Source organism: Sphingomonas sp. S1-29 (assembly GCF_026167545.1).
Taxonomy (GTDB): domain Bacteria; phylum Pseudomonadota; class Alphaproteobacteria; order Sphingomonadales; family Sphingomonadaceae; genus Sphingomonas.
In genome coordinates this window covers 2,378,487-2,397,276 of sequence record NZ_CP110678.1, presented here as the reverse complement: position 1 = coordinate 2,397,276, position 18,790 = coordinate 2,378,487, and the positions used below count along the sequence as shown (strand labels likewise).

Annotated in this window: 25 protein-coding genes; 6 read left to right on the top strand and 19 right to left on the bottom strand. The window is 67.7% G+C overall.

The genetic code is table 11. The annotated features are described in order from the left end of the window. Positions 1 to 30: 30 nt before the first annotated feature. The 4 genes from gp17 to OKW76_RS11465 form a co-directional block, all read right to left on the bottom strand. Positions 31 to 438 carry a tail completion protein gp17 gene (gene gp17 / locus OKW76_RS11480; RefSeq protein WP_265549022.1) on the bottom strand — a complete coding sequence of 136 codons (408 nt, stop codon included), beginning with the start codon at positions 436 to 438 and terminating at the stop codon, positions 31 to 33. Next, the gene (locus OKW76_RS11475; RefSeq protein WP_265549021.1) at positions 435 to 641 is read right to left on the bottom strand and encodes a hypothetical protein; all 207 of its coding nucleotides are present in this window, start codon (positions 639 to 641) and stop codon (positions 435 to 437) included. Before OKW76_RS11475 ends, gp17 begins: the two co-directional genes overlap by 4 nt. Continuing rightward, positions 638 to 1,195: a head-tail connector protein gene (locus OKW76_RS11470; RefSeq protein ID WP_265549020.1), complete on the bottom strand. Its 558-nt coding sequence runs from the start codon at positions 1,193 to 1,195 to the stop codon at positions 638 to 640. The genes OKW76_RS11475 and OKW76_RS11470 overlap by 4 nt, the downstream gene beginning before the upstream one ends. Before the next feature lie 64 nt (positions 1,196 to 1,259). Continuing rightward, entirely contained in the window at positions 1,260 to 2,279 is a 1,020-nt protein-coding gene (locus tag OKW76_RS11465; RefSeq protein ID WP_265549019.1) for a phage major capsid protein, read from the bottom strand. Positions 2,280 to 2,333: 54 nt separating this feature from the next. On the opposite strand from OKW76_RS11465, the gene OKW76_RS11460 reads away from it, so the two are divergent. Continuing rightward, positions 2,334 to 3,143: a hypothetical protein gene (locus OKW76_RS11460; RefSeq protein ID WP_265549018.1), complete on the top strand. Its 810-nt coding sequence runs from the start codon at positions 2,334 to 2,336 to the stop codon at positions 3,141 to 3,143. A gap of 175 nt (positions 3,144 to 3,318) precedes the next feature. Here OKW76_RS11460 and OKW76_RS11455 read toward each other — a convergent pair whose 3' ends face one another. From OKW76_RS11455 to OKW76_RS11420, 8 genes are all read right to left on the bottom strand, one after another. After that, on the bottom strand, positions 3,319 to 4,248 hold the full coding sequence (locus OKW76_RS11455) for an IS1595 family transposase (RefSeq protein WP_265549017.1): 930 nt from the start codon (positions 4,246 to 4,248) through the stop codon (positions 3,319 to 3,321). Positions 4,249 to 4,564: 316 nt separating this feature from the next. After that, positions 4,565 to 4,963: an HK97 family phage prohead protease gene (locus OKW76_RS11450; RefSeq protein ID WP_265552937.1), complete on the bottom strand. Its 399-nt coding sequence runs from the start codon at positions 4,961 to 4,963 to the stop codon at positions 4,565 to 4,567. A 26-nt stretch (positions 4,964 to 4,989) separates the two neighbouring features. Then, entirely contained in the window at positions 4,990 to 5,283 is a 294-nt protein-coding gene (locus OKW76_RS11445) for a DUF6127 family protein (protein ID WP_416221862.1), read from the bottom strand. A 5-nt stretch (positions 5,284 to 5,288) separates the two neighbouring features. Beyond that, entirely contained in the window at positions 5,289 to 6,392 is a 1,104-nt protein-coding gene (locus OKW76_RS11440; RefSeq protein WP_265549015.1) for a phage portal protein, read from the bottom strand. A gap of 23 nt (positions 6,393 to 6,415) precedes the next feature. Next, on the bottom strand, positions 6,416 to 6,721 hold the full coding sequence (locus OKW76_RS11435) for a type II toxin-antitoxin system RelE/ParE family toxin (RefSeq protein WP_265549014.1): 306 nt from the start codon (positions 6,719 to 6,721) through the stop codon (positions 6,416 to 6,418). Then, complete coding sequence (locus tag OKW76_RS11430) at positions 6,718 to 6,996, bottom strand: type II toxin-antitoxin system ParD family antitoxin (RefSeq protein WP_265549013.1); 279 nt, start codon at positions 6,994 to 6,996, stop codon at positions 6,718 to 6,720. Before OKW76_RS11430 ends, OKW76_RS11435 begins: the two co-directional genes overlap by 4 nt. Before the next feature lie 53 nt (positions 6,997 to 7,049). Next, entirely contained in the window at positions 7,050 to 8,285 is a 1,236-nt protein-coding gene (locus OKW76_RS11425) for a DNA-packaging protein (RefSeq protein ID WP_265552935.1), read from the bottom strand. 104 nt (positions 8,286 to 8,389) lie between these two features. Continuing rightward, the gene (locus OKW76_RS11420) at positions 8,390 to 8,920 is read right to left on the bottom strand and encodes a hypothetical protein (protein WP_265549012.1); all 531 of its coding nucleotides are present in this window, start codon (positions 8,918 to 8,920) and stop codon (positions 8,390 to 8,392) included. 580 nt (positions 8,921 to 9,500) lie between these two features. Here OKW76_RS11420 and OKW76_RS11415 point away from each other — a divergent pair. After that, positions 9,501 to 9,842, top strand: coding sequence for a hypothetical protein (locus tag OKW76_RS11415; RefSeq protein ID WP_265549011.1), 342 nt, complete (start codon positions 9,501 to 9,503; stop codon positions 9,840 to 9,842). 43 nt (positions 9,843 to 9,885) lie between these two features. Here the strand turns inward: OKW76_RS11415 and OKW76_RS11410 are convergent, their stop codons facing one another. Continuing rightward, positions 9,886 to 10,236 (bottom strand): GIY-YIG nuclease family protein, encoded by a 351-nt coding sequence (locus OKW76_RS11410; protein WP_265552934.1) that lies wholly within the window; start codon positions 10,234 to 10,236, stop codon positions 9,886 to 9,888. A gap of 630 nt (positions 10,237 to 10,866) precedes the next feature. Between OKW76_RS11410 and OKW76_RS11405 the strand changes: the two genes are divergently transcribed. Continuing rightward, entirely contained in the window at positions 10,867 to 11,274 is a 408-nt protein-coding gene (locus tag OKW76_RS11405) for a DUF805 domain-containing protein (protein ID WP_265549010.1), read from the top strand. 7 nt (positions 11,275 to 11,281) lie between these two features. Here OKW76_RS11405 and OKW76_RS11400 read toward each other — a convergent pair whose 3' ends face one another. The 4 genes from OKW76_RS11400 to OKW76_RS11385 all read right to left on the bottom strand — a co-directional run bounded on the left by OKW76_RS11400 (position 11,282) and on the right by OKW76_RS11385 (position 14,713). After that, positions 11,282 to 12,295: an aldo/keto reductase gene (locus tag OKW76_RS11400; protein ID WP_265549009.1), complete on the bottom strand. Its 1,014-nt coding sequence runs from the start codon at positions 12,293 to 12,295 to the stop codon at positions 11,282 to 11,284. A gap of 49 nt (positions 12,296 to 12,344) precedes the next feature. After that, on the bottom strand, positions 12,345 to 13,349 hold the full coding sequence (locus OKW76_RS11395; protein ID WP_265549008.1) for a zinc-dependent alcohol dehydrogenase family protein: 1,005 nt from the start codon (positions 13,347 to 13,349) through the stop codon (positions 12,345 to 12,347). A 109-nt stretch (positions 13,350 to 13,458) separates the two neighbouring features. After that, the gene (locus OKW76_RS11390; RefSeq protein WP_265549007.1) at positions 13,459 to 14,265 is read right to left on the bottom strand and encodes a hypothetical protein; all 807 of its coding nucleotides are present in this window, start codon (positions 14,263 to 14,265) and stop codon (positions 13,459 to 13,461) included. Positions 14,266 to 14,356: 91 nt separating this feature from the next. Next, entirely contained in the window at positions 14,357 to 14,713 is a 357-nt protein-coding gene (locus tag OKW76_RS11385; RefSeq protein ID WP_265549006.1) for a DUF1428 domain-containing protein, read from the bottom strand. Between the two features lie 205 nt (positions 14,714 to 14,918). Here OKW76_RS11385 and OKW76_RS11380 point away from each other — a divergent pair, with 205 nt between their 5' ends. Further along, positions 14,919 to 15,599, top strand: a complete 681-nt coding sequence (locus OKW76_RS11380) for a winged helix-turn-helix transcriptional regulator (RefSeq protein ID WP_265549005.1) — start codon at positions 14,919 to 14,921, stop codon at positions 15,597 to 15,599. A gap of 95 nt (positions 15,600 to 15,694) precedes the next feature. Here the strand turns inward: OKW76_RS11380 and OKW76_RS11375 are convergent, their stop codons facing one another. Beyond that, positions 15,695 to 16,072 carry a PaaI family thioesterase gene (locus OKW76_RS11375; protein WP_265549004.1) on the bottom strand — a complete coding sequence of 126 codons (378 nt, stop codon included), beginning with the start codon at positions 16,070 to 16,072 and terminating at the stop codon, positions 15,695 to 15,697. After that, positions 16,069 to 16,563: a PaaI family thioesterase gene (locus OKW76_RS11370; RefSeq protein WP_265549003.1), complete on the bottom strand. Its 495-nt coding sequence runs from the start codon at positions 16,561 to 16,563 to the stop codon at positions 16,069 to 16,071. Before OKW76_RS11370 ends, OKW76_RS11375 begins: the two co-directional genes overlap by 4 nt. 136 nt (positions 16,564 to 16,699) lie before the next feature. On the opposite strand from OKW76_RS11370, the gene OKW76_RS11365 reads away from it, so the two are divergent. Together OKW76_RS11365 and OKW76_RS11360 are read left to right on the top strand one after the other, a co-directional pair. After that, on the top strand, positions 16,700 to 17,485 hold the full coding sequence (locus OKW76_RS11365) for a crotonase/enoyl-CoA hydratase family protein (protein ID WP_265549002.1): 786 nt from the start codon (positions 16,700 to 16,702) through the stop codon (positions 17,483 to 17,485). Positions 17,486 to 17,506: 21 nt separating this feature from the next. Then, complete coding sequence (locus OKW76_RS11360; protein WP_265549001.1) at positions 17,507 to 18,700, top strand: acetyl-CoA C-acyltransferase; 1,194 nt, start codon at positions 17,507 to 17,509, stop codon at positions 18,698 to 18,700. Positions 18,701 to 18,790 lie beyond the last annotated feature (90 nt).

Here is an 18,790-nt window from a genome sequence, read left to right as displayed (position 1 = left end):
ACCAGCCAACCTACCCCCAACCCCTCCCTGTCAGGGAGGGGAGCCACCCTCGTGCAACATCCGCACCCGCGCCTCGACCACCGCCACCCAGTCGCCCCCGCGCACCCGAACCACCCGAGTCCGCAGCGGCACCAAACTCGCCATCCGCCACCCCTCGCCAAGGTCACGCGGCATCGCCGCCAGCGCCGCCCCCGCCGCCTCGGCCAGCCCACGCAGCCGCCCCGGCACCTCGCCGCCGTCGTGCAGCTCGATCGCCACCCGCGCCTCGATGCCGGGCTGGTCCTTGGTGCTCCAGTCGGCGACGACGCTCTCGGTCACCAGCGCATAGGGCATCGCCGATCGCACCGGCGGCGCGGCGAACACCGCGGTCAGCCGCCACTTTAGCGGCGCATGCGCCTCGAGCGCCGCCACCAGCGCGCCATGCAGCACCGCGCTCATCGCAATCCCCCCGCTACCCAGCGCAAGGCCGGGTCGGTCGCCGCCCGCGCCAGTGCGCCGCGCGCCTCGATCACCACGCCGTCATCCTCGGTCGTCACCACCCCATCGGGCATCGCCTCGCGCAGCAACACCGCAACCGCATCGGCCACCACCCGCGCCCGCGCTGCCCCCAGCCGCTGCGCCACCGCCAGCGCCCGATTCACGCCGGCACCCGCACATCGTGCAACCGAATCCGCCGCCACGGCCGCCACAACGCCGCCACCGCCGCCGGCGGCACGCCGTCCTCCTCGCGCGCGCCGAAACGATGCGCCGCCAGCCGGACGATCCCGCCGGCAATCCCCGGCGGCAGCGCGCTCCAGTCGTCGGCGAGCCCGGCGGTGAGCGTCACCACCATCCGCGCGGCATTGGTGGTTCGTACCCGCACCCAACCGTCACCCGCCGCATCGATGTCGATCGCGTAGCGCTCGGGCGGCAGCATCGCGCCATCGGCATCGGCGACCCCCGTCACCGCGCGCACCGGCGTCGCGCGCAGCCGCTGCCAAGTCCCGTCGCCGCGCATCGCCTCGGTCACCGCGCGCGCGATCAGCACCTGCCCGGTGAACAATTCGGCGAGCGCAAAGCCCTCGTCGATCAGCCGCCCCAACAGCGCATCCTCGGCATCGCTGTCCGATCGCAGCAGCGCGCGCACCTGCGCCACCGCCGCCGCACGGTCGCCCTCGCTCAGCGCATGGCCCCCCGGCCCGCCCGTCCCCGTCATCGCATCCTCCCCCTGCCCCTCGGTCGCGCGAAACGCCGCCCGGTCCCCCGGGCGGCGCCCGCGATCAGGCGGCGGCGAAGCGCAGCAGCTTGATCGCTTCCGAATTGCTCACCGCGCCGCCGACCCGCTTGGTGGCGTAGAAATGGACGAACGGCTTGTTGCTATAGGGGTCGCGCAGCACCGCGGTTTCGCTGCGCTCGGCGATCAGATAGCCCGCGCGGAAATTGCCGAAGGCGATCGACAGGCTGTTCGCGGCGATGTCGGGCATGTCCTCGGCCTCGACCACCGGATAGCCGAGCAGGCTGTCGGGCTGCCCGCTCGCCAGCCCTGGCGTCCACAGGAACGCGCCGTCGGTCGTCTTGAACTTGCGGATTCGCGCCATCGTGCTGGCGTTCATCACCCAGGTCGCGCCCTGCCGGTACGGCGAGCGCAGCGCATGGACCAGGTCGATCAGCCGCTCGCCCGGATTGGCGCCGAAATCGCCCGCCGCGCCGCTCGCCAGATGCTGGATCGTCCCGAACGCCCGCGTCGCATCGCCCGCGGCCGAGGTCGCCCCGGTCAGGAAGCCGCGCGGCTTGTCGACCCCGTCGCCGTTGACGAACGCGCTGCCTTCGGCCTTGGCGAACTCCATCGCGATCTCGCCCGCCAGCCACGCCTCGACGTCGAAGCCCGCATCGTCGAGCATCGTCTGGCTCGCCGCCGGGTTGGCGAACAATTCGCCCATCGCCGGCGCGATCTCGTGGAACACCGGCGTCGCGGTCTCGCCGCGCGCCGCGGTCTCGCTAGCCCAGCCCGATGGCGTGCCACCGCTCGTCACCAGCTTGCGATAGCCGTTCGACCCCACCTGGACGACGTTGGCGATTCCCCGGATCGGGCTCGCCGCCTTGACCACCCGATCGATCATCGCGTCGAGCTCGCGCGGCACCGCATAGCCGCCCTCGGCCCCCGTCACCCCGGTAAACGCCTTCATCTCCAGCCCGCCCGCGCCGCTGCGCAGGAACCCGGCAAACGCCGCAGTCGCCGCCGGCGCCTGCGCCCCGCTCAGCATCGGCCGCGCGGTCGCCATCATCTCCAAATCGCTCATGTGCATTCCTTCCCTCGCCCAAAAGAAAGGCGTTATTATACATCGCGTACCCATATGGGTGCGAAGATGAATAGTCTAATTGGTTGCGGTCACCGCAAGGGCTTGCAGATCATGCAAGACTGTCTGCGCCTTATCTCGGAAAAGGTAGAGGGCGGAAAAAGCATCGATCGGCCCCACGGGCGTGGGAACATCAAGCAATACATGCATTACGACAACGTACTTACCCTCGCTCTGCATGCCGGAGAGCCGATATCGGGCAAGTATCATCTCATTTTTCACAGAATCCCACCGCGGCGAAAACTCTCGGAGATAATCGCCGGCGAACATTGGCCCTTGTCGGTTAGGGAATGTAATTTGGCTCGATGCGCAACCGATGGAGATTCCGACCGTGTGCTTGCCATTGGCGAGCCTAGCGAGGCTCCTAATCAGATCATTGCCGCCGGTATAACCATTCCCAGTTGGGTATGGGTGGTGCCGTCTGATTATATCCCCAACTTCCCTAGGGATCAGATCTTTACCCGTGTCCTTATGAACGAGTCTCCGCTTCAAGCTAGGGTCGGGATTGTCGGCCCAAGGGAAGTGTGCGTCCTTGACAGGCTTGTTGATGGAAGCGCAGCAGGCGAAAAGACTCTGGTCGAAGGAGTTTTTAAGATTGTTGAGAGCCTCAGTGCATTTCCGTCCTATGACAGAAGGGATCGGATTTTGCAGCACGATCTTAACAACTACATCTCCGGTCTTCGGATTTCTCTCCTCGACAATGGGCAGGTTCACGCTGTTGCCAAAATCTCTCCAGCAACCATAGGCTTCATCAATGGCTTCTGTAGACCAATTGATGAGCTGTTGAGGGCGCTCGAATGGGTCTGATGCCGTCACTCGTTTGTGGGTGCTTTGAGCGCCGATTTTTCCGTTAATCGGCTGAGTGCTTCATCGGCGTCTGTGGGGTTTAGTTCTCCAGCGTCGATTAGCCTTTGAGCCTCTCGCTTGAACGCTTCGCTCTGATCTTCCGGGGTCATCCCCGGCGCCTTTTTGGGCATCGCCCTTACGCTCCCCGATTAGCTGTTTGATAAGTGAGACGCTTGCCGACGATACCGGATAGCAAGGCGTCGGCGCGATCCGCGTCGTTACAGCCGAGCGCAATGCGGTTGTTGTAGCGGAACTCAAACTCCGCGAGGTAGCGGTGCAGATGCTGCTCGCCGCAGAATTGGTACACGCCCTTCATCCCGCGCTTGAAGATGCTGAAATAGCCCTCGACGGTGTTGCTGTGCACAGTGCGGTCCTCAAGGTTCACGTACTGCCCCTTGCCGTGGCTAGTGGTCCCGTGTGCGGCGAAATAATGCTTCATATCGCGGTAGCCGCTGTGCTCGTCGGTCATCACGCGTGCTTCGCGGGCAACGTTGTTGAGAACGATCGGCATAAGAGTTGAGGCGTTCACGTTGTCAATGACCATGGTGCGAGCCTTGCCGCTATCGCGGTCCACCAGCGCCAGAACCTTCATCTTATGATGAAAGGCGCGCTTTTTCTGGACGCCCTTAAGCTGACCAATGAAGGTTTCATCGACTTCGACTATGCCGCCGCCAGTGCCGAACATATCGCCATTGTCGGAGCGCATCGCTTCGCGGATACGGTGCGACATGAACCAAGCGGTCTTGAGGGTGACACCCAAAGTGCGGTGAAGCTGATTGCTCGAAATGCCTTTCTTGCTGCCAGCGATCAGATACATCGCCTGAAGCCAAAGGTGCATGGCGACCTTAGAGTCCTCAAAAATGGTCCCGATCTTGACGGTGAACGGCTTGCGGCACTGGTAGCACTTGTACGCACCAACGCGAGTGGACTTGCCCTGCATCTTGCTGATGCGCTCGACACCGCCACAGTGAGGGCACACCGGACCTTCTGGCCAGATGCGCGCCTCAACGTAGGTGTAGGCGGCTTCTTCGTTGTGGAAGTGCGGGGCGGAAAGGGCGCTGCTCATGCAGTCTGACTACTCGTTCCCACTGGGTACGTCAAGTACAATAACGCCAAAAGAAAAAGGGCGCGCCACCCAGCACGCCCTTCGCAAAACCCATCAAAAAAGCGCCGTCACCCAGCGCCACGTCGTCACCCCAGCGAAAGCTGGGGTCTCTCCGTTGTGGACCCCAACCTCACCGCCAGACCCCAGCCTCCGCTGGGGTGACGGATACGCAGCGGCCGTCCCCTCCCCGTTCGCACTGAGCTTGTCGAAGTGCCGTTCTTCATCTGCCTACGCCGGACAGAAAGGGCGGTGCTTCGACAAGCTCAGCACGAACGGATCAAGCGTCCACCCGCGCCAATCGCTGCATCGGCTGCGCGACCAAACTCACCTCGACCAGTTCGACCGCCAGCAACTCCCGATACACCCCGTGCCGCACCGCCCGCGCGCGATAGCCGAACGACAGCCCCGTCAGCGCCCCCGCCGCCACCAGCGCCGCCGCCCGCGCATCCTCGACCACCCCCGCCACCCGCAACCCGCGCCCATCCTCCGCCACCGCCTCGATCCGCCCGACAATGGCGCCATGCTCCCAAAGCAACGGCACCGCCCCCGCCCCGGCAAAAGCCCCCCGCCGAACCACATCCCCCCCGCGATCCGGACAATCGAACACCGCCGCATACCCCGAAAACCTGCAAGCCTCCCTCTCCCCTTCAGGGGAGAGGGCCGGGGAGAGGGGCAGTGATGCTACGCTGCCATCCCCAACCCTCACTTAACCCACCCCCCAAACCCCAACCGCACCGCCAACCCCACCAGCAGCACCGCGCACGCCATCCGCGCCACCCACCCGATCAACGCCTTCACCGCCGACCGCTTCGCATCGCGCCACGCCGCCAGCAGTTCGCGAAGCTCCGCCATATCCTTCGCCGCCCCCGCATCGCTCAGCCCCAGCCGGTCGAGCGCGCGCGCCGCGGCCACTTCGCCCGCCTCCTCGGCGATCCCGCGCAGCGTTGCCACCGACGCGCCTTCGTCCTGTGCCTGCCGCAACAGCTCGGCGAGCATCGCGCTCATCGCCCCACCCCCAGCATCTCGCGTTTCTCCTCGTCGGTCAGGAAGTCGGCGCCGCTCACCCGCGCCCACAGCGCCGAGCGATCTTCGCTCAGCGCCGGCACCTGCTCGAGGTCCACCGCCAGCGTTCCCCCTGCGAACCAGGGCCGCAGATCCTCGGCGATCGCGCCCAGGATCTTGCCCGCCAGCGGCAGCACCGCCTGGCGCCACAGCGCGCGATTGGCCTCGCGATAATTCGCGTACGCATTGTCCCCCGGCAGCCCCAGCAGCATCGGCGGCACGCCAAAGGCCAGCGCGATCTCGCGCGCCGCCGCCGCCTTCAGGCTCACGAAATCCATGTCGGCGGGCGTCATGCTCATCGCCTGCCAGGTCAGCCCGCCTTCGAGCAGCATCGGCCGCCCGGCATTGCTCGCCCCCTGGAACCCCGCGAGCATCTCGGTCTTGAGCCGCTCGAACTGGTCGGGGCTCAGCACCCCGCCGTCGCGGCTGTCGTGCACCAGCGCCCCCGAAGGCCGCGCGGCATTGTCGAGCAGCGCCTTGTTCCAGCGCGTCGCGGCATTGTGGATCGCCACCGCCCCCGCCGCCGCGCCCATGCACCCCAGGCCATAATGGTCGTCGAGCGGGTGGAAGCCGCGCACATGCACCACCCCCGGCCGCCCGGCGCCATCCTCGCCCAGCCGCACCGATCGCTCGCCGACGCGGTAGCGATAGGCCACCGGCCAGCCCAGCGCATCGGCCTCGATCGTCACCCGTTCGGGCCGCAGCGCGAACAATTCGATCACCCGCCCCTGCGGATCGCAGATCACCTGCGCGAAGCAATTGCCGTGCAGCAGCAGCTGCGCCGCCAGCGTCTCGAGCAACGGCTGCCCCGCCGATCGCTCGGCCACCAGCGCCCCCAGCGCCGGATCCGACGCCGCCACCGGCGCGCTCCCCACCGCCTCGGCGACCAGCCGCACCGCGCGTTGCGCCACCGGATTGGCGCAATAGCCCTCGCGCACCTGCGCCTCATAGCCGCTCGGCCATTCCCCCAACCGAAGCGAATGCGCACCTGCCAACACCGGACGCGATCCCTCGCGCCCGGCCTTCCTGCCGAACCATTTCATGTGAATCTCCGTTCGATCGTCGCTCAGTAGAGCGACAGCGCGCTCATGTCGGTCGCCGCACCCATCAGCCTCAGGATACTGACCTGGTCGTCATCGACGCGGTACAGGATCGAAATCCGCCGCTCGAACGTCAGCGACCGGATTCCTTCGCCCAATTCGGGACGCGGCGATCCCCGCCGCGGGAAATCGCACAGCCTTGCGCAATGCTCCTCGAGCCTCGCCTGATAATCGTCTGCAACAGCGATACTCGCCCGGGTCTCGACCCACAGGTGCAGCGCGATCATGTCGTCGATTGCTGGTTCGGCGAACCGAACGGGCAACGGCTTCATCGCCGCTGGGCAGCCGCCGCCCGCACCCGCGCGAACGCCTCTTCCATCGAAACATAGGGCCGCGGGTCGGCGTCGGCCTCGGCTACCTTCGCGCGCAGCCATGCGGTGAATTCGGGCGTCGCCATCGCGCGATCCTCGTCGTCGAGCGCGTCGAGCCCGGCGCGCAGCACCGCCTCGACCGTCTCGAACCGCCCGCTGTCGACATGCGGCTGTGCCCGCGCGCGCACCGCGTCGAGTTCCGCCGCCTGCTGGTCGATCGTCACCGGCTTGTTCATCGCGCTACTCCCCGAGTCCCCCAATCCTACGCCCGCCCCCGTGCCCCCGCAACTCACACCACCCGCACCGCCGCCGCCCCGCGCGCCTCGACCATCAGCGCGTTCAGCGCCCACACGCACGCATCGGCGCGGTCGGGCGATCGCCCCGGCCCCTCATAGCCGCCCCCCACCGACAGCCCGCACAATTCATCCTCGAGCGCCGCCAGCCCGCCGACATGGAATACCCGCCCGCTTTCATACAAGGCCGCCACCGGCTCGGCGCGCGCCACCTTGCCCTTCGATGCGTGCACCAGCCGCACCGGCAGCAGCGCATGCGCCGCCTTGAGCACGTCGCGCACCATGTCGCCGCCCATATTCGCCTCGGCCACCACAAGGTCGCCGCGATGGCGCTCGTAGCACCCCACCACCGCGCGCGCCCAGGCCTGCGGCGAGCACCCCGCGACGCTCGCATCCTCGATCACATAGCCGAGCCCATCGGTCCCCAGCCCCGCCGCGACGATCCCGCAGGCATCGCCCCCCGCGCTCGCCGGCGGATCGACCCCCACCACCACGCGCACCAGGTCGGGCGCGGCGCGCACCCGGCAGCGCTCGATCAGCGCGCGGGTCCACAATGCCCCCACCACATCGTCGAGCAATTCGCCGTCGAGCTCCTGCCGCCCCAGCCGCGAGCCGCCATATTCGGCGATCATCGCGCCGACGAAGCTCTTGGGCAGATGCGGATTGTCGCGCGTCCGCCCGCGCGTCTCGACCAGATCGGGCATCGCCAGCAGCCGCCGCATCAGCCTGGTCGGGCGCGGCGTCGTCGTCACCAATATCCGCGGCTGCTCGCTCGCGCGCATCCCCATCGCCAGATTGTCCCACGCCGCCTCGCCGCCCTTGCCCCATTTGCCCAGTTCGTCGCACCACGCGACGTCATGCTCGGGGCCGCGCAATTTCTCGGGCGACGCCGCCGAGAACACCTGCGCCAGCGCCCCCGATCCGAACTCGACCTGCCGCAGCGTCGGTCGCCACGTCACCGTCTCGCCCTCGCGCGCGACGCTGGTCAGCCCGCTAAGCCCCGTGATCATCACCTGCACCACTTCGTCGAAGGTCGCGCCCACCAGCGCGATCCGCCCGTGCGGATGGTGCCGCGCGAACTCGCTCACCCATTCGGCCCCCGCGCGCGTCTTGCCGAAGCCCCGCCCCGCGCGGATCATCCACACGCGCCAGTCGCCCGGCGGCGCCAGCTGCCCCGCATGCGCCCACATCCACCAGCGCTGGTTGATCTCGGCCTGCTGCGCCTGCGTCATCTCGCAGAGCAGCCGCTCGCGCACCGGCGCGGCGAGCCGCACCAGCCGGACGATCTCGGGATCGAGCCCCCCGATCACGTCCTCTTCACTCACGTCCCGCTCGATCACGTGACCGCCTTGATGCGCCGGTCGAGCGAATCGAGCTTGCGCTTGAGGACCGCGTTGGTTTCCTCGCGCGTCGCGCGATGCGCCCTCCCGCCGATATGCCGCAAGCCTTTGTGCCCGTCGGCATGGCGGGTCAGCAGGAACAGTATCAGCCGGATCTCATCGGCGGTCAGCGGTTGCGCGGGCGCTTCGTCTATCGGCTCGGCGGTTTCGTCGAACGATAAAGGTCCCTCGCGCGTCAGCCGTTCGGCGGCGGCCAACGCATTCTCGAGCAGCACCTCCTCCAGCCGCACGGCCCCCATCTGCATCGCCTCGCTCCAGGCTGCCGCGAACCCCGCGTCGCGCCCCCGCAGCGCGTACGCGCCGTTCTTGGTCATGCCGATGCTGCGTGCCGATTGTTGAACGTTGCAGCTCGTCGCCAGCGCATCCAGGAACCGCCGCCGCTTGGCCTCGGTCCAAGCAGAAGCGCGCACCCTGGTCACCTTCAGCGGGCAGTTGTTGCCGCTGGTGATCCGTTGTTCGGCCATCATCCCCCCGCCCAAAATGAAAAGGGCCGGAAAGCATCCCTGCCCCGGCCCGACTCGCAATTCTTCAGCGTTCCTGTTATGTGCCAGAACAGCGTGACGCTGTCAAGCGCAATTTGCCTATTTGGTTATCACAAGCCGGCGAATACGGTCCGGCATCCCCCCTCCCTGAAAGGGAGGGGTCGGGGGTGGGTGGAGGCCTGAAGCCACGGCCGCCCAGCCCCCCAACGCTGCCGTATCGCGGCACCCGACCGAACGACCGCTAACTGTACCACGTCCAAACGACCGGGAGTGGGGGAAGCGGACGTTCCCAGATCGTCACCCCGGACTTGTTCCGGGGTCCACCGAGCCGCCATCTGCTACGGATATGGGCGGAGGACCGAACCCGACGGGAAGGTCATTCCACGCCGATCACGCCCGAATATGGCGTGCGGTCATAGCGGGTCTACAGGTTGTCGACGCAAGGGGGGGCGCTCGTTCATCTGCGGCATTATCTGTGGCACGGCAGACCCCGGAACAAGTCCGGGGGACGAGGAAATGCCGGCCGCATCTGGGGCGGAAGCGGAATCCTTGCTATCGATGCGATATGCCTGATTTTGCCCAGATTGATGAGGTCGCGCCATCGCCGCAATTCGGCAACTGCGGTCCTGCGGGTTGGACGTTCAGCCTTTGGGGAAGCCCAAGGTGTGCGGCGGAAGTGCACCGCCAACTTATCGAGGCCGTTGCGGCGAAGTATCCTGACACATGCTTGAAACTGCCCGCGTGGCAAATGGGCGAGGACTGTATCGAGGGCGATATGAAATGGGCGACGGTGCCTATTTCGATTTGGTTCGAGACCACGCTCAATTTCACTTCGTTTTGGTCCGCCGACCAAGCAGCGATACTGGGACTAAGGGCAGCGGTCTTGCCCCTGGCCAAAAAGGCCTAACGCTGCGTCCACAATTGGGCGCACCTTGCCGCTTCGGAACTCGTCACCCCGGACTTGGTCCGGGGTCCACCGAGCCACCGCGTGCTGCCGCTAGTGGCGAAAGCCCGAACCCCACCGCGAGATCGTTCCACGCGGGGTTCTCCGCCTCGATCAGGTTCCGTTTCCACTCGCGTCGCCAGCGCTTGAGCTGCTTCTCGCGGTGGATCGCCGCTGCCATCGTCTCGGCGGTTTCGAAATAGACGAGCCGCACGATGCCGTATTGCTTGGTATGGCCGTCGAAGCGGCCCTCGCGATGCTGGATCATCCGGCCGATCAGGTTCGACGTGACACCGACATAGATCGCGCCGTTGTAGCGGTTCGACAGGATATAGACGCAGGGCGCGCGCTCGATCATCGGCGGCAATATTTGCCGCACCGCGGACCCCGGAACAAGTCCGGGGTGACGGGAAGTATTGCTGACCTGCGTGTTCCCCCGACCCGCAACCCCTAAATCGTCACCCGGACTTGGTCCGGGGTCCACCGGGCCGAAGCGTGCTACCGGTAGTGGTGGAAGACCGAACCCCACCGCAAGATCGTTCCACGCCGGGTTCTCCGCCTCTGTCCGGTTCCTAGACGCAGGGTTCGCGCTCGATCATCGGCGGCAATATTTGCCGCGCCGCAGACCCCGGAACAAGTCAGGGGTGATGGGAAGTATTGCCGACGTGCGTGTTCCCCCGACCCGCAACTCGCAAATCGTCACCCCGGACTTGGTCCGGGGTCCACCGGGCCGAAGCGTGCTACCAGCAGTGGTGGAAGATCGAACCCCACCGCAAGATCGTTCCAAGAAGGGGTTCTCCGCCTCTGTCCGGTTCCCAGACGCAGCGAGCGCGCCCGATCTTCGGCGGCAGTAGCCGCCGCACCGCAGACCCCGGACCAAATCCGGGGTGACGGGGAACCTCCCGTCCCCGGCCGGCAGCAACCGCAATGCTTGCGCCTCGCCCCACCCCCACCCTATCGCTGCATCCACAAATCTCGAGGAACCCCAATGCATTGGATGCTGTTGCCGCTGCGGCGCTACGCCGATTTCAAGGGTCGCTCGCGCCGCCGCGAATATTGGATGTTCGTGCTGCTGGTCATGGCTGTAGTCGCCGCCGCTGGGCTGGCGATGATCGCGACCGCGGGCAGCTTCGCCTCGGAGCGCGAAATGCAGACGCGCTTCACCGTCTGGGCAGGCTTCGCGCTGCTGCCGCTGATCGTCCCGCTGATCGCGGTCACGGTCCGCCGGCTGCATGACCTGGGCCTCAGCGGCTGGTGGCTACTCGCCTTCTTCGTCGCGGGCGCGATCCCGATGATCGACACGCTGGCGGCGCTCGCGCAGATCATCGTCATGGCGCTCCCCGGCCGCAAGGCCGACAACCGCTTCGGCACCGATCCCAAGGCCCCGCCAGCCTAAGCCGCGCTCACACCCCGCCGGGCAACGGCGCCGCCGGGTTCACGAAGCCTTGCGCGCGCAACTCGGCCCACACGTCGCCCGGCACCGTCTCATCGAGCGCCGCGCGATCCTCGGCGATCCGGCTCGGCCGGCTCGCCCCCGGGATCACCGCCGCCACCGCCGGATTGGCGAGCGCGAACTGGATCCCCAGCGCCTTCATGCTCGCGCCATGCCGGTCGGCGATCGCCTTGATCGCCGCCACCTTCGCCAGGATCGCGGGCGAGGCAGGCGCATATTCGAAGTTCGGCCCGCCCACCAGCGCGCCCGAGCTATACGGTCCGCCGACGACGATCCCCAGGCCACGCTCGGCGACCATCGGCATCAGCCGCTCGAGCGCCTTGTCATGGTCGAGCAGCGTATAGCGCCCCGCCAGCAGGAACCCGTCGGGGCGCGGTTCGTCGAGCCCCAGCAGCAATTCGATCGCCTCGACGCGGTTCACCCCCAGGCCCCAGCCCTTGATGACGCCTTCGTCGCGCAGCCGGTCGAGCGCGCGGAACGCGCCGGTGCGCGCCTCCTCGAACTTGCCGATCCATTGGTCGCCATAGAAATCCTGCGCCACGTCGTGGACCCAGGCGATGTCGATATGGTCGGTCTTGAGCCGCTTCAGGCTGTCCTCGATCGATCGCAGCGTGGCGTCTGCCAAATAGTCGTTCACCACCCGGTTGGCGCGGCCATGTTCGAACAGCCCGCCCTTCTCGCCCTGGTCGCGCGCGCTGACGTCTTCGACCTCGTCGAGGATGACGCGCCCCACCTTGGTGCTGATGACGTATTCGCCGCGCGGCTTGCCCGCCAGCGCCTCGCCCATCCGAATTTCGGCAAGGCCGGCACCATAGAAGGGCGCGTTGTCGAAATAGCGGATGCCGTCGTCCCACGCCGCCTGCACCGTCGCCAGCGCCTCGTCCTCGGGGATGTCGCGGAACATGTTGCCGAGCGGCGCCGCGCCGAAGCCGAGCTTGCCCGGCAGGATGTCCTTGATCGCCATGCTATCGTTCCTCGCTATGCATTGGTCGGGGGGAGGTGGCGCGGGTGGCCTACCAGGCGACCCCGATCTTGCCGAAATGCCCCGCGCTCATCTCATAGGCGAAGGCATCGCCCAGCTGCTCGATGCCGAAACGGCGGTCGATCACCGGCTTGATCCCCGTCGCCTCGAGCGCGCGGACGAAGTCCTGCTGCTCGCGCCGGCTGCCGACGATCAGCCCCTGCAGCCGCGCCTGCTTCGACATGAGCGCCGCGGTCGGCACCTCGCCCGCGCCGCCGGTCAGCACCCCGATCAGCGAGATATGCCCGCCGACGCGCACCGCCGCGATCGACTGCGCCAGCGTGCCCGGCCCGCCGACCTCGACGACATGATCGACCCCGCCGCCGCTCCATTCGGCCACCTGCGCACCCCAATCGGCCTGCTCGCGATAGTTCAGCGTGAAATCGGCGCCCAGCGCCTTGGCGCGTTCGAGCTTCTCGTCCGACGACGAGGTGATCGCCACCCGCGCGCCCATCGCCTTGGCGATCTGCAGCGCCCAGATCGAGACCCCGCCGGTGCCGAGCAGCAGCACGGTATCGCCCGCCTTCAGCTTGCCGTCGACCACCAAAGCGCGCCAGGCGGTCAGCCCCGCCGTCGTGATCGTCGCCGCCTCGACCGCGTCATAGCCGCGAGGGCTTTGGGTGAAGGCGGTCGCGGGCAGCACCACGACATCCTGCGCGAAACCGTCGATCCCGTCGCCCGGCGTCCGGCTGAAATCGCCGATCGTCGGCGTCCCGTCCTGCCAGTCGGGGAAGAAGCACGACACCACATGGTCGCCGACCGCGAACTCGTGCACGCCCTCGCCCACCGCCTCGACCACGCCCGCGCCATCGGCCAGCGGGATGCGCCCGTCATCGCTCGGCATCCGCCCCAGCACCACGCCCAGGTCGTGGAAGTTCAGCGAACTCCCCTGCACCGCCACCCGGATCTCGCCCGGTCCCGGCTGCCCCGGATCGGCGCGATCCTCCAGCTTCAGATTCTCCAACCCCGCCGGGGCGCGTACCGTCATTGCTCGCATGGGTAACTCCTTTTGCCCGCTACAACGCCGCAGCCGCCAAAGTATCCAGCAAACTCGCCTATCTTCCCGCCAAGCATTGCTTATCCGCGCCGGGTTGAAGCCGCCCCGCTCAGCCCCCACGCGCTCCGCGCACGGTATAATCGATGCGGATGCTCACCCACGCCCCGACCATCTCGCGCCCGCCTACCCTGGGCGGTCGCACGCGAAACTGCCACGCCGCCTGCCGCACCGCGCCCGCCAGTCGCGATCCGCGCGGCGAATCGGCGAGCTCGCGGCAATCCTCGACGCGATAGCCCGGCGCGGTCCGGCACGCGATCAGCCCCCAGCCCTCCTGCTGCCGCTCGGGCATGTAGGTCGACAATTGCGCGTTGGTCGGCCGGGTATGCCATTCGGCGGCATAGAGCGGCTCGCCATTAGGACCGCTCCCCTCGGCCAGCGCGCTGTCGCCCGGTCGCGCGCCGCCACCCCCGCCGGCGGTCAGCGACGGCGTCCCCGCCGGCGCCTCGGCCACGCGCTTCTCGCCCTTGGGCAGCGCGCTGCTGGTATATTGCTCGCGCGTCAGCCAGATCACGTTCGAGGGCAATTTCACCTCGGGCGGCGGCGCGGGCGGGGTCGGCGGCGGCTCATCGCGCGGCACCACCGGCTCGGGCGGCTGCACGCTCGCCACCTCGCCAGCGCTCGCCTCGTCGCTATCCTCGCTTTCGACCGCGGTCGGCGCGTCCTCGGTCCCGTCGGCCACGTCGAAGGTCGTCAGCGACGATGTCGGCACCAGCTCGGGCGCGAAGCGCGGCGCCAGCGCCAGGAACAGCAGCACCAGCAGCGCCTCGGCCGCCAGCGCCAGCAGCAACGGCGGCCCGCGCCGGCGCAGCGCCTCGCGCCACCGCGTCGCCAGGGAAGGATCGGTCGTCGAACGCATCGCGGAACCCAGGGATCATGCCGCGAAGGACGGCACGTCGTCACCGCCCCCTATAGGCGATTCCGGCCCCCGCGATAGCGCCCGCGCGGCCTCAGCGACCGTGGGTGAATACCGGCTCGAACCCGCCCCACATCATCCGCATCCCGTCGAACGGCATCTCGCCATCGGGCTTCATCCGCTCGTCTTCCATCATCTTCTGCCCCGCGGCGTCGCAGGTCGCCTTGTCGGGCCAGACGATCCACGAAAACACCACCGTCTCGCCGGGCTCGGCCTTCACCGCCATCTTGAAGTCGGTCACCTTGCCGTCGGGAATGTCGACCCCCCACGCCTCGACCAATTCGGTCGCGCCATATTCGATGAACAGCGGACAGGCCTTGGCCGCCATCGCGACATAGGCGTCCTTCTTGTCGATCGGCACCGGGATCAGGAAACCCTGGATATAGCTCATGACGTCGCTCCTCTCTCTTGTGATGTCAGGTGACTTGAGGGTGTCAGGCAAAGGGCCCGGTGCCCGCCGACAGGCTGCACGAAAGGATCGCCAGGATCGTGGTCAGGAACGACAATGCGCCAAGCGCGATCGGACGACGGTGCAACATCGGCAACCTCCCGGGATGATTTGCGTTGCATGCCCGCAGCGGTTATGAAAAGCAACCATGAAGTTATCTAAAGTTACCAACAGCCCCGAAATCGCGACGAAGCGCTGGTATGACGACGCCTGCGGCACCGCGCTCGCGCTCGAACTGGTCGGCGAACGCTGGTCGCTGCTCATCGTGCGCGAACTGATGTTCGGCCCGCGTCGCTTCAGCGAGCTGCGCGCGGGGCTGCCCGGGATCAGCGCCAACATCCTCACCCAGCGATTGACCGGCCTGGTCGCCGCGCGGATCGTCCAGCGCGAACAGCTCCCGCCGCCCGCCAACGCGCAGGTCTATGGCCTCACCCCCTGGGGCTATGAGGCCGAGCGCGCGATCCAGGAGCTCGGCCGCTGGGCGGCGCGCTCGCCCGATCACGATCCCACGCTGCCGCTATCGGCCGCCTCGATCATGCTGTCGTTCCGGACGATGTATGGCGGCGGCTTCACCGGCCGTATCGGCTTCGCCTTCGGCCCCGACCGCTTCGTCGCCGACGTGACCCCCCAGGCGATCCCGATCGTCCGCGACGATCCCGCGCGCGCCGCCGCGGTCTTCACCACCGATCCCATGACGCTCGCCGGGATCGTCTATGGCGCGCGCCCGATCGCCGATGCCGAAGCCACAGGCGCGCTCACCCTCACCGGCGATCGCGCCCTCGCCGAAGCATTTGTCGGCTGCTTCACTTTGCCGCCCAAGGCAGGCTGAACGCCCACCGTTCGTTTCGAGCGGAGTCGAGAAACCCGCGCCCGCCCCCGCCTCACCCGTTCGTTTCGAGCGACGTCGAGAAACCGCGCCCGGCGCTACCGCACCAGCAGGTACAGCATCCGCGCCGCGGCGATCGGCTTGTCGCGCGAATCCTGCCACGCCACCGCCTCGACATTGGCGATCCGCGTCCCCAGCCGCGTGACCGTGCCCGCCGCGCGCGTCGGCTTCTCGCGCCCGCCGCGCATGAAATCGACCGTCACATTGATCGGCTTCACCCGCGCGGCATCCTCGCCCAGCGCCTCGGTCAGCGCGACGATCGCCGCCATTTCGAGCAATCCGCCCAGCGCCCCGCCATGGACGAACCCCGGCCGCCCGAGCACCTCGGGGGTAAAGGGCATCACCAATTCGGTCGGCGCGCCGGCATCGCGCTCGGCGACGATCCCCAGCAATTGCGCATAAGGCGGCAGCGTCACTTCGCCACCTCGGTGGACGTGCCCACGCCGGTAGACATGCCCGCCTCGGTAGACATGCCCACTTCGGTAAACATAAACGTCCCCGCCACATGCGCCAGCGGATCACCGGGGTCCCCGTCATGCGCCTGCCCGCGCACGAACGCGATGCTGCGCGTCAGCCGATAGCATTCGCCGCGCCCGATCACCGTCCGCCCCGGCGTCGCCGGCCGCAGATAGTCGATCCGCAGGTCGAGCGTCGCCTGCGGCACGAACTGCCCGCGCTTCAGCCAGATCGCGACGCTGGTCGCCATGTCCATCAGCGTCAGGATCGGCCCCGACGCGATCACCCCGGTCGCGACGTCGCCGATCAGCCGTTCGTCATAGGGCAGCGTCAGCTCGGCCCAATCGTCGCCATGCGCCTGGTATCCGATGCCCACCACCGCGCCATGGCCGCCGGTCCGCGCCTCGAAAAAGCGTGCAGGATCGAAGCGAAAGGTCGGTTGGGTACTCATCCCCGCCCCATAGCGCGCGATACGCGCAGCGCCAACCGCCGCGATTGCGCGCCTTTTGGCATACCCTCGATCCGAAAGCCCCTCGCGCAACCTCGTTTATGCCGTCATACACCCGTACCAAAAGATGGAGGCGAGGATGAGCGACCAGCGCGTAACCACCACGATCGAAGCTGGGATCGCCGATGTCCGGCTGTCGCGGCCCGAAAAGATGAACGCGCTCGACCCGCAGATGTTCGCCGCGATCGCCGGCACCATCCTGCGGCTGGGCGAGACGCCGGGGCTGCGCTGCATCGTGCTGTCGGGCGAAGGCCGCGCTTTTTGCGCCGGGCTCGACATGGCCAGCATGGCGACAGGCGGCTCGGGCGCCACGCTCGAGGGGCGCACCTATGGCGACGCCAATCTCTATCAGCACGTCGCCTGGGGCTGGCGCAACCTGCCCGTCCCCGTCATCGCCGCGGTCCACGGCATCGCGTTCGGCGGCGGCTTCCAGATCATGGGCGGCGCCGACATCCGCATCTGCGCCCCTGCCACCCGGCTGTCGATCATGGAGCTCAAATGGGGGATCGTCCCCGACATGGCGGGGTTCGCGTTGTGGCGGACGATCGTTCGCGACGACGTGCTGCGCGAGCTTGCCTATACCGCGCGCGAATTCGACGCCGCCGAAGCGCTCGCGCACGGCTTCGTCACCCGCCTCGCCGACGATCCGCACGCCGCGGCGATGGACCTGGCGCAGCAGATCGCCGGCCGCCACCCCCAGGCGGTGCGCGCCGCCAAGCGCCTCGCCAACCTCGCCGCCGACGCCGATTCCGCAGCCATCCTGCAGGCCGAAAGCGACGAACAGGCGCAGCTCATGCGCACCCCGAACCAGCTCGAGGCCGTCCGCGCCAACATCGAACGGCGCAGCCCCGTCTTCGCAGACTGACCCCCGACAAAAGGATTTTCCATGCGCGAAGCCGTCATCGTCTCGACCGCGCGCACCGGCATCGGCAAGGCCGGGCGCGGCTATTTCAACGCCACCGAAGCGCCGGTGCTCGGCGGCCATGTCATGCGCGCCGCGATCGAGCGCGCCGGGATCGACCCCGCCCGGATCGACGATGTCTTTTTCGGCGCGGGCAACCAATGGGGGACGCAGGGCGCGAACCTTGCGCGCATGTCGCTATTCGCCGCCGGCCTGCCGCAGAGCATCCCCGCCTTCTCGCTCGATCGCAAATGCGGCTCGGGGCTGACCGCGGTCGCGCTCGCCGCGCGTTCGATCATCGCCGGCGACCTCGATGTCGCGCTTGCCGGGGGCATGGAATCGATCAGCCTGACGATGAAGGACGCGCCGCGCTATCCCAATCGCTCGGTGCTCGATCAGGTGCCGCACGCCTATATGCCGATGATCGAAACCGCTGAGATCGTCGCCGATCGCTACGGCATCAGCCGCGAGCGCCAAGACGCCTATGCCGCGCAAAGCCAGCAGCGCGCCGCCGCCGGCCTCGCCAGCGGCGCGTTCGATGCCGAGATCGCACCGATCACCGTCGAAAAGGCGCTGATCGACAAACAGGGCGTCCACACCGGCACCGAGCAGGTCACCGTCACCCAGGACGAGGGCATCCGCGCGGGCACCACCGCCGAAGGGCTCGCCGCGCTCAAGCCCGTGTGGCAGGGCGGCGAGGTTGTTGCCGAAGGGCGCTTCGTCACCGCGGGCAATGCCAGCCAGCTTTCCGACGGCGCCGCCGCGCAGATCGTGATGGACCGTGCCACCGCACAGGCCGAAAACCTGCCCATCCTCGGCATCTATCGCGGCTTCCAGGTCGCGGGCTGCGCGCCGGAGGAAATGGGCATCGGCCCGGTCTTCGCGATCCCCAAATTGCTCGACCGCGCGGGGCTTACCGTCGCCGATATCGGCCTGTGGGAGCTCAACGAAGCCTTTGCCAGCCAATGCCTTTATTGCCGCGACGCGCTCGGCATCGACCCTGAACGCTACAACGTCAATGGCGGCGCGATCGCGATCGGCCACCCCTTCGGCATGACCGGCAGCCGCATGGTCGGCCACGCCCTGATCGAAGGCCGCCGCCGCGGGGTGCGCTATGTCGTGGTATCGATGTGCACCGCCGGCGGCATGGGCGCAGCCGGCCTGTTCGAAATCGTCTGACCCGCAATCGTTGCCGCACCCAAACCCGTTCGTTTCGAGCGAAGTCGAGAAACCTTGGAGTACCGCGTCAGTGCATAATGCCCTGGCGCT

What these genes read in the sequence shown, in the direction of transcription:
- OKW76_RS11470 (WP_265549020.1), bottom strand. Translation starts at nt 1,195, where the DNA reads ATGACGGGGACGGGCGGGCCGGGGGGCCATGCGCTGAGCGAGGGCGAC.
- OKW76_RS11420 (WP_265549012.1), bottom strand. Translation starts at nt 8,920, where the DNA reads ATGATGGCCGAACAACGGATCACCAGCGGCAACAACTGCCCGCTGAAG.
- OKW76_RS11410 (WP_265552934.1), bottom strand. Translation starts at nt 10,236, where the DNA reads ATGATCGAGCGCGCGCCCTGCGTCTATATCCTGTCGAACCGCTACAAC.
- OKW76_RS11460 (WP_265549018.1), top strand. Translation starts at nt 2,334, where the DNA reads ATGGGTGCGAAGATGAATAGTCTAATTGGTTGCGGTCACCGCAAGGGC.
- OKW76_RS11445 (WP_416221862.1), bottom strand. Translation starts at nt 5,283, where the DNA reads ATGCTCGCCGAGCTGTTGCGGCAGGCACAGGACGAAGGCGCGTCGGTG.
- OKW76_RS11425 (WP_265552935.1), bottom strand. Translation starts at nt 8,285, where the DNA reads ATGACGCAGGCGCAGCAGGCCGAGATCAACCAGCGCTGGTGGATGTGG.
- OKW76_RS11390 (WP_265549007.1), bottom strand. Translation starts at nt 14,265, where the DNA reads ATGCGTTCGACGACCGATCCTTCCCTGGCGACGCGGTGGCGCGAGGCG.
- OKW76_RS11380 (WP_265549005.1), top strand. Translation starts at nt 14,919, where the DNA reads ATGAAGTTATCTAAAGTTACCAACAGCCCCGAAATCGCGACGAAGCGC.
- OKW76_RS11370 (WP_265549003.1), bottom strand. Translation starts at nt 16,563, where the DNA reads ATGAGTACCCAACCGACCTTTCGCTTCGATCCTGCACGCTTTTTCGAG.
- OKW76_RS11465 (WP_265549019.1), bottom strand. Translation starts at nt 2,279, where the DNA reads ATGAGCGATTTGGAGATGATGGCGACCGCGCGGCCGATGCTGAGCGGG.
- OKW76_RS11385 (WP_265549006.1), bottom strand. Translation starts at nt 14,713, where the DNA reads ATGAGCTATATCCAGGGTTTCCTGATCCCGGTGCCGATCGACAAGAAG.
- OKW76_RS11405 (WP_265549010.1), top strand. Translation starts at nt 10,867, where the DNA reads ATGCATTGGATGCTGTTGCCGCTGCGGCGCTACGCCGATTTCAAGGGT.
- OKW76_RS11400 (WP_265549009.1), bottom strand. Translation starts at nt 12,295, where the DNA reads ATGGCGATCAAGGACATCCTGCCGGGCAAGCTCGGCTTCGGCGCGGCG.
- OKW76_RS11395 (WP_265549008.1), bottom strand. Translation starts at nt 13,349, where the DNA reads ATGCGAGCAATGACGGTACGCGCCCCGGCGGGGTTGGAGAATCTGAAG.
- OKW76_RS11455 (WP_265549017.1), bottom strand. Translation starts at nt 4,248, where the DNA reads ATGAGCAGCGCCCTTTCCGCCCCGCACTTCCACAACGAAGAAGCCGCC.
- OKW76_RS11365 (WP_265549002.1), top strand. Translation starts at nt 16,700, where the DNA reads ATGAGCGACCAGCGCGTAACCACCACGATCGAAGCTGGGATCGCCGAT.
- OKW76_RS11430 (WP_265549013.1), bottom strand. Translation starts at nt 6,996, where the DNA reads ATGAACAAGCCGGTGACGATCGACCAGCAGGCGGCGGAACTCGACGCG.
- OKW76_RS11415 (WP_265549011.1), top strand. Translation starts at nt 9,501, where the DNA reads ATGCCTGATTTTGCCCAGATTGATGAGGTCGCGCCATCGCCGCAATTC.
- OKW76_RS11435 (WP_265549014.1), bottom strand. Translation starts at nt 6,721, where the DNA reads ATGAAGCCGTTGCCCGTTCGGTTCGCCGAACCAGCAATCGACGACATG.
- gp17 (WP_265549022.1), bottom strand. Translation starts at nt 438, where the DNA reads ATGAGCGCGGTGCTGCATGGCGCGCTGGTGGCGGCGCTCGAGGCGCAT.
- OKW76_RS11360 (WP_265549001.1), top strand. Translation starts at nt 17,507, where the DNA reads ATGCGCGAAGCCGTCATCGTCTCGACCGCGCGCACCGGCATCGGCAAG.
- OKW76_RS11440 (WP_265549015.1), bottom strand. Translation starts at nt 6,392, where the DNA reads ATGAAATGGTTCGGCAGGAAGGCCGGGCGCGAGGGATCGCGTCCGGTG.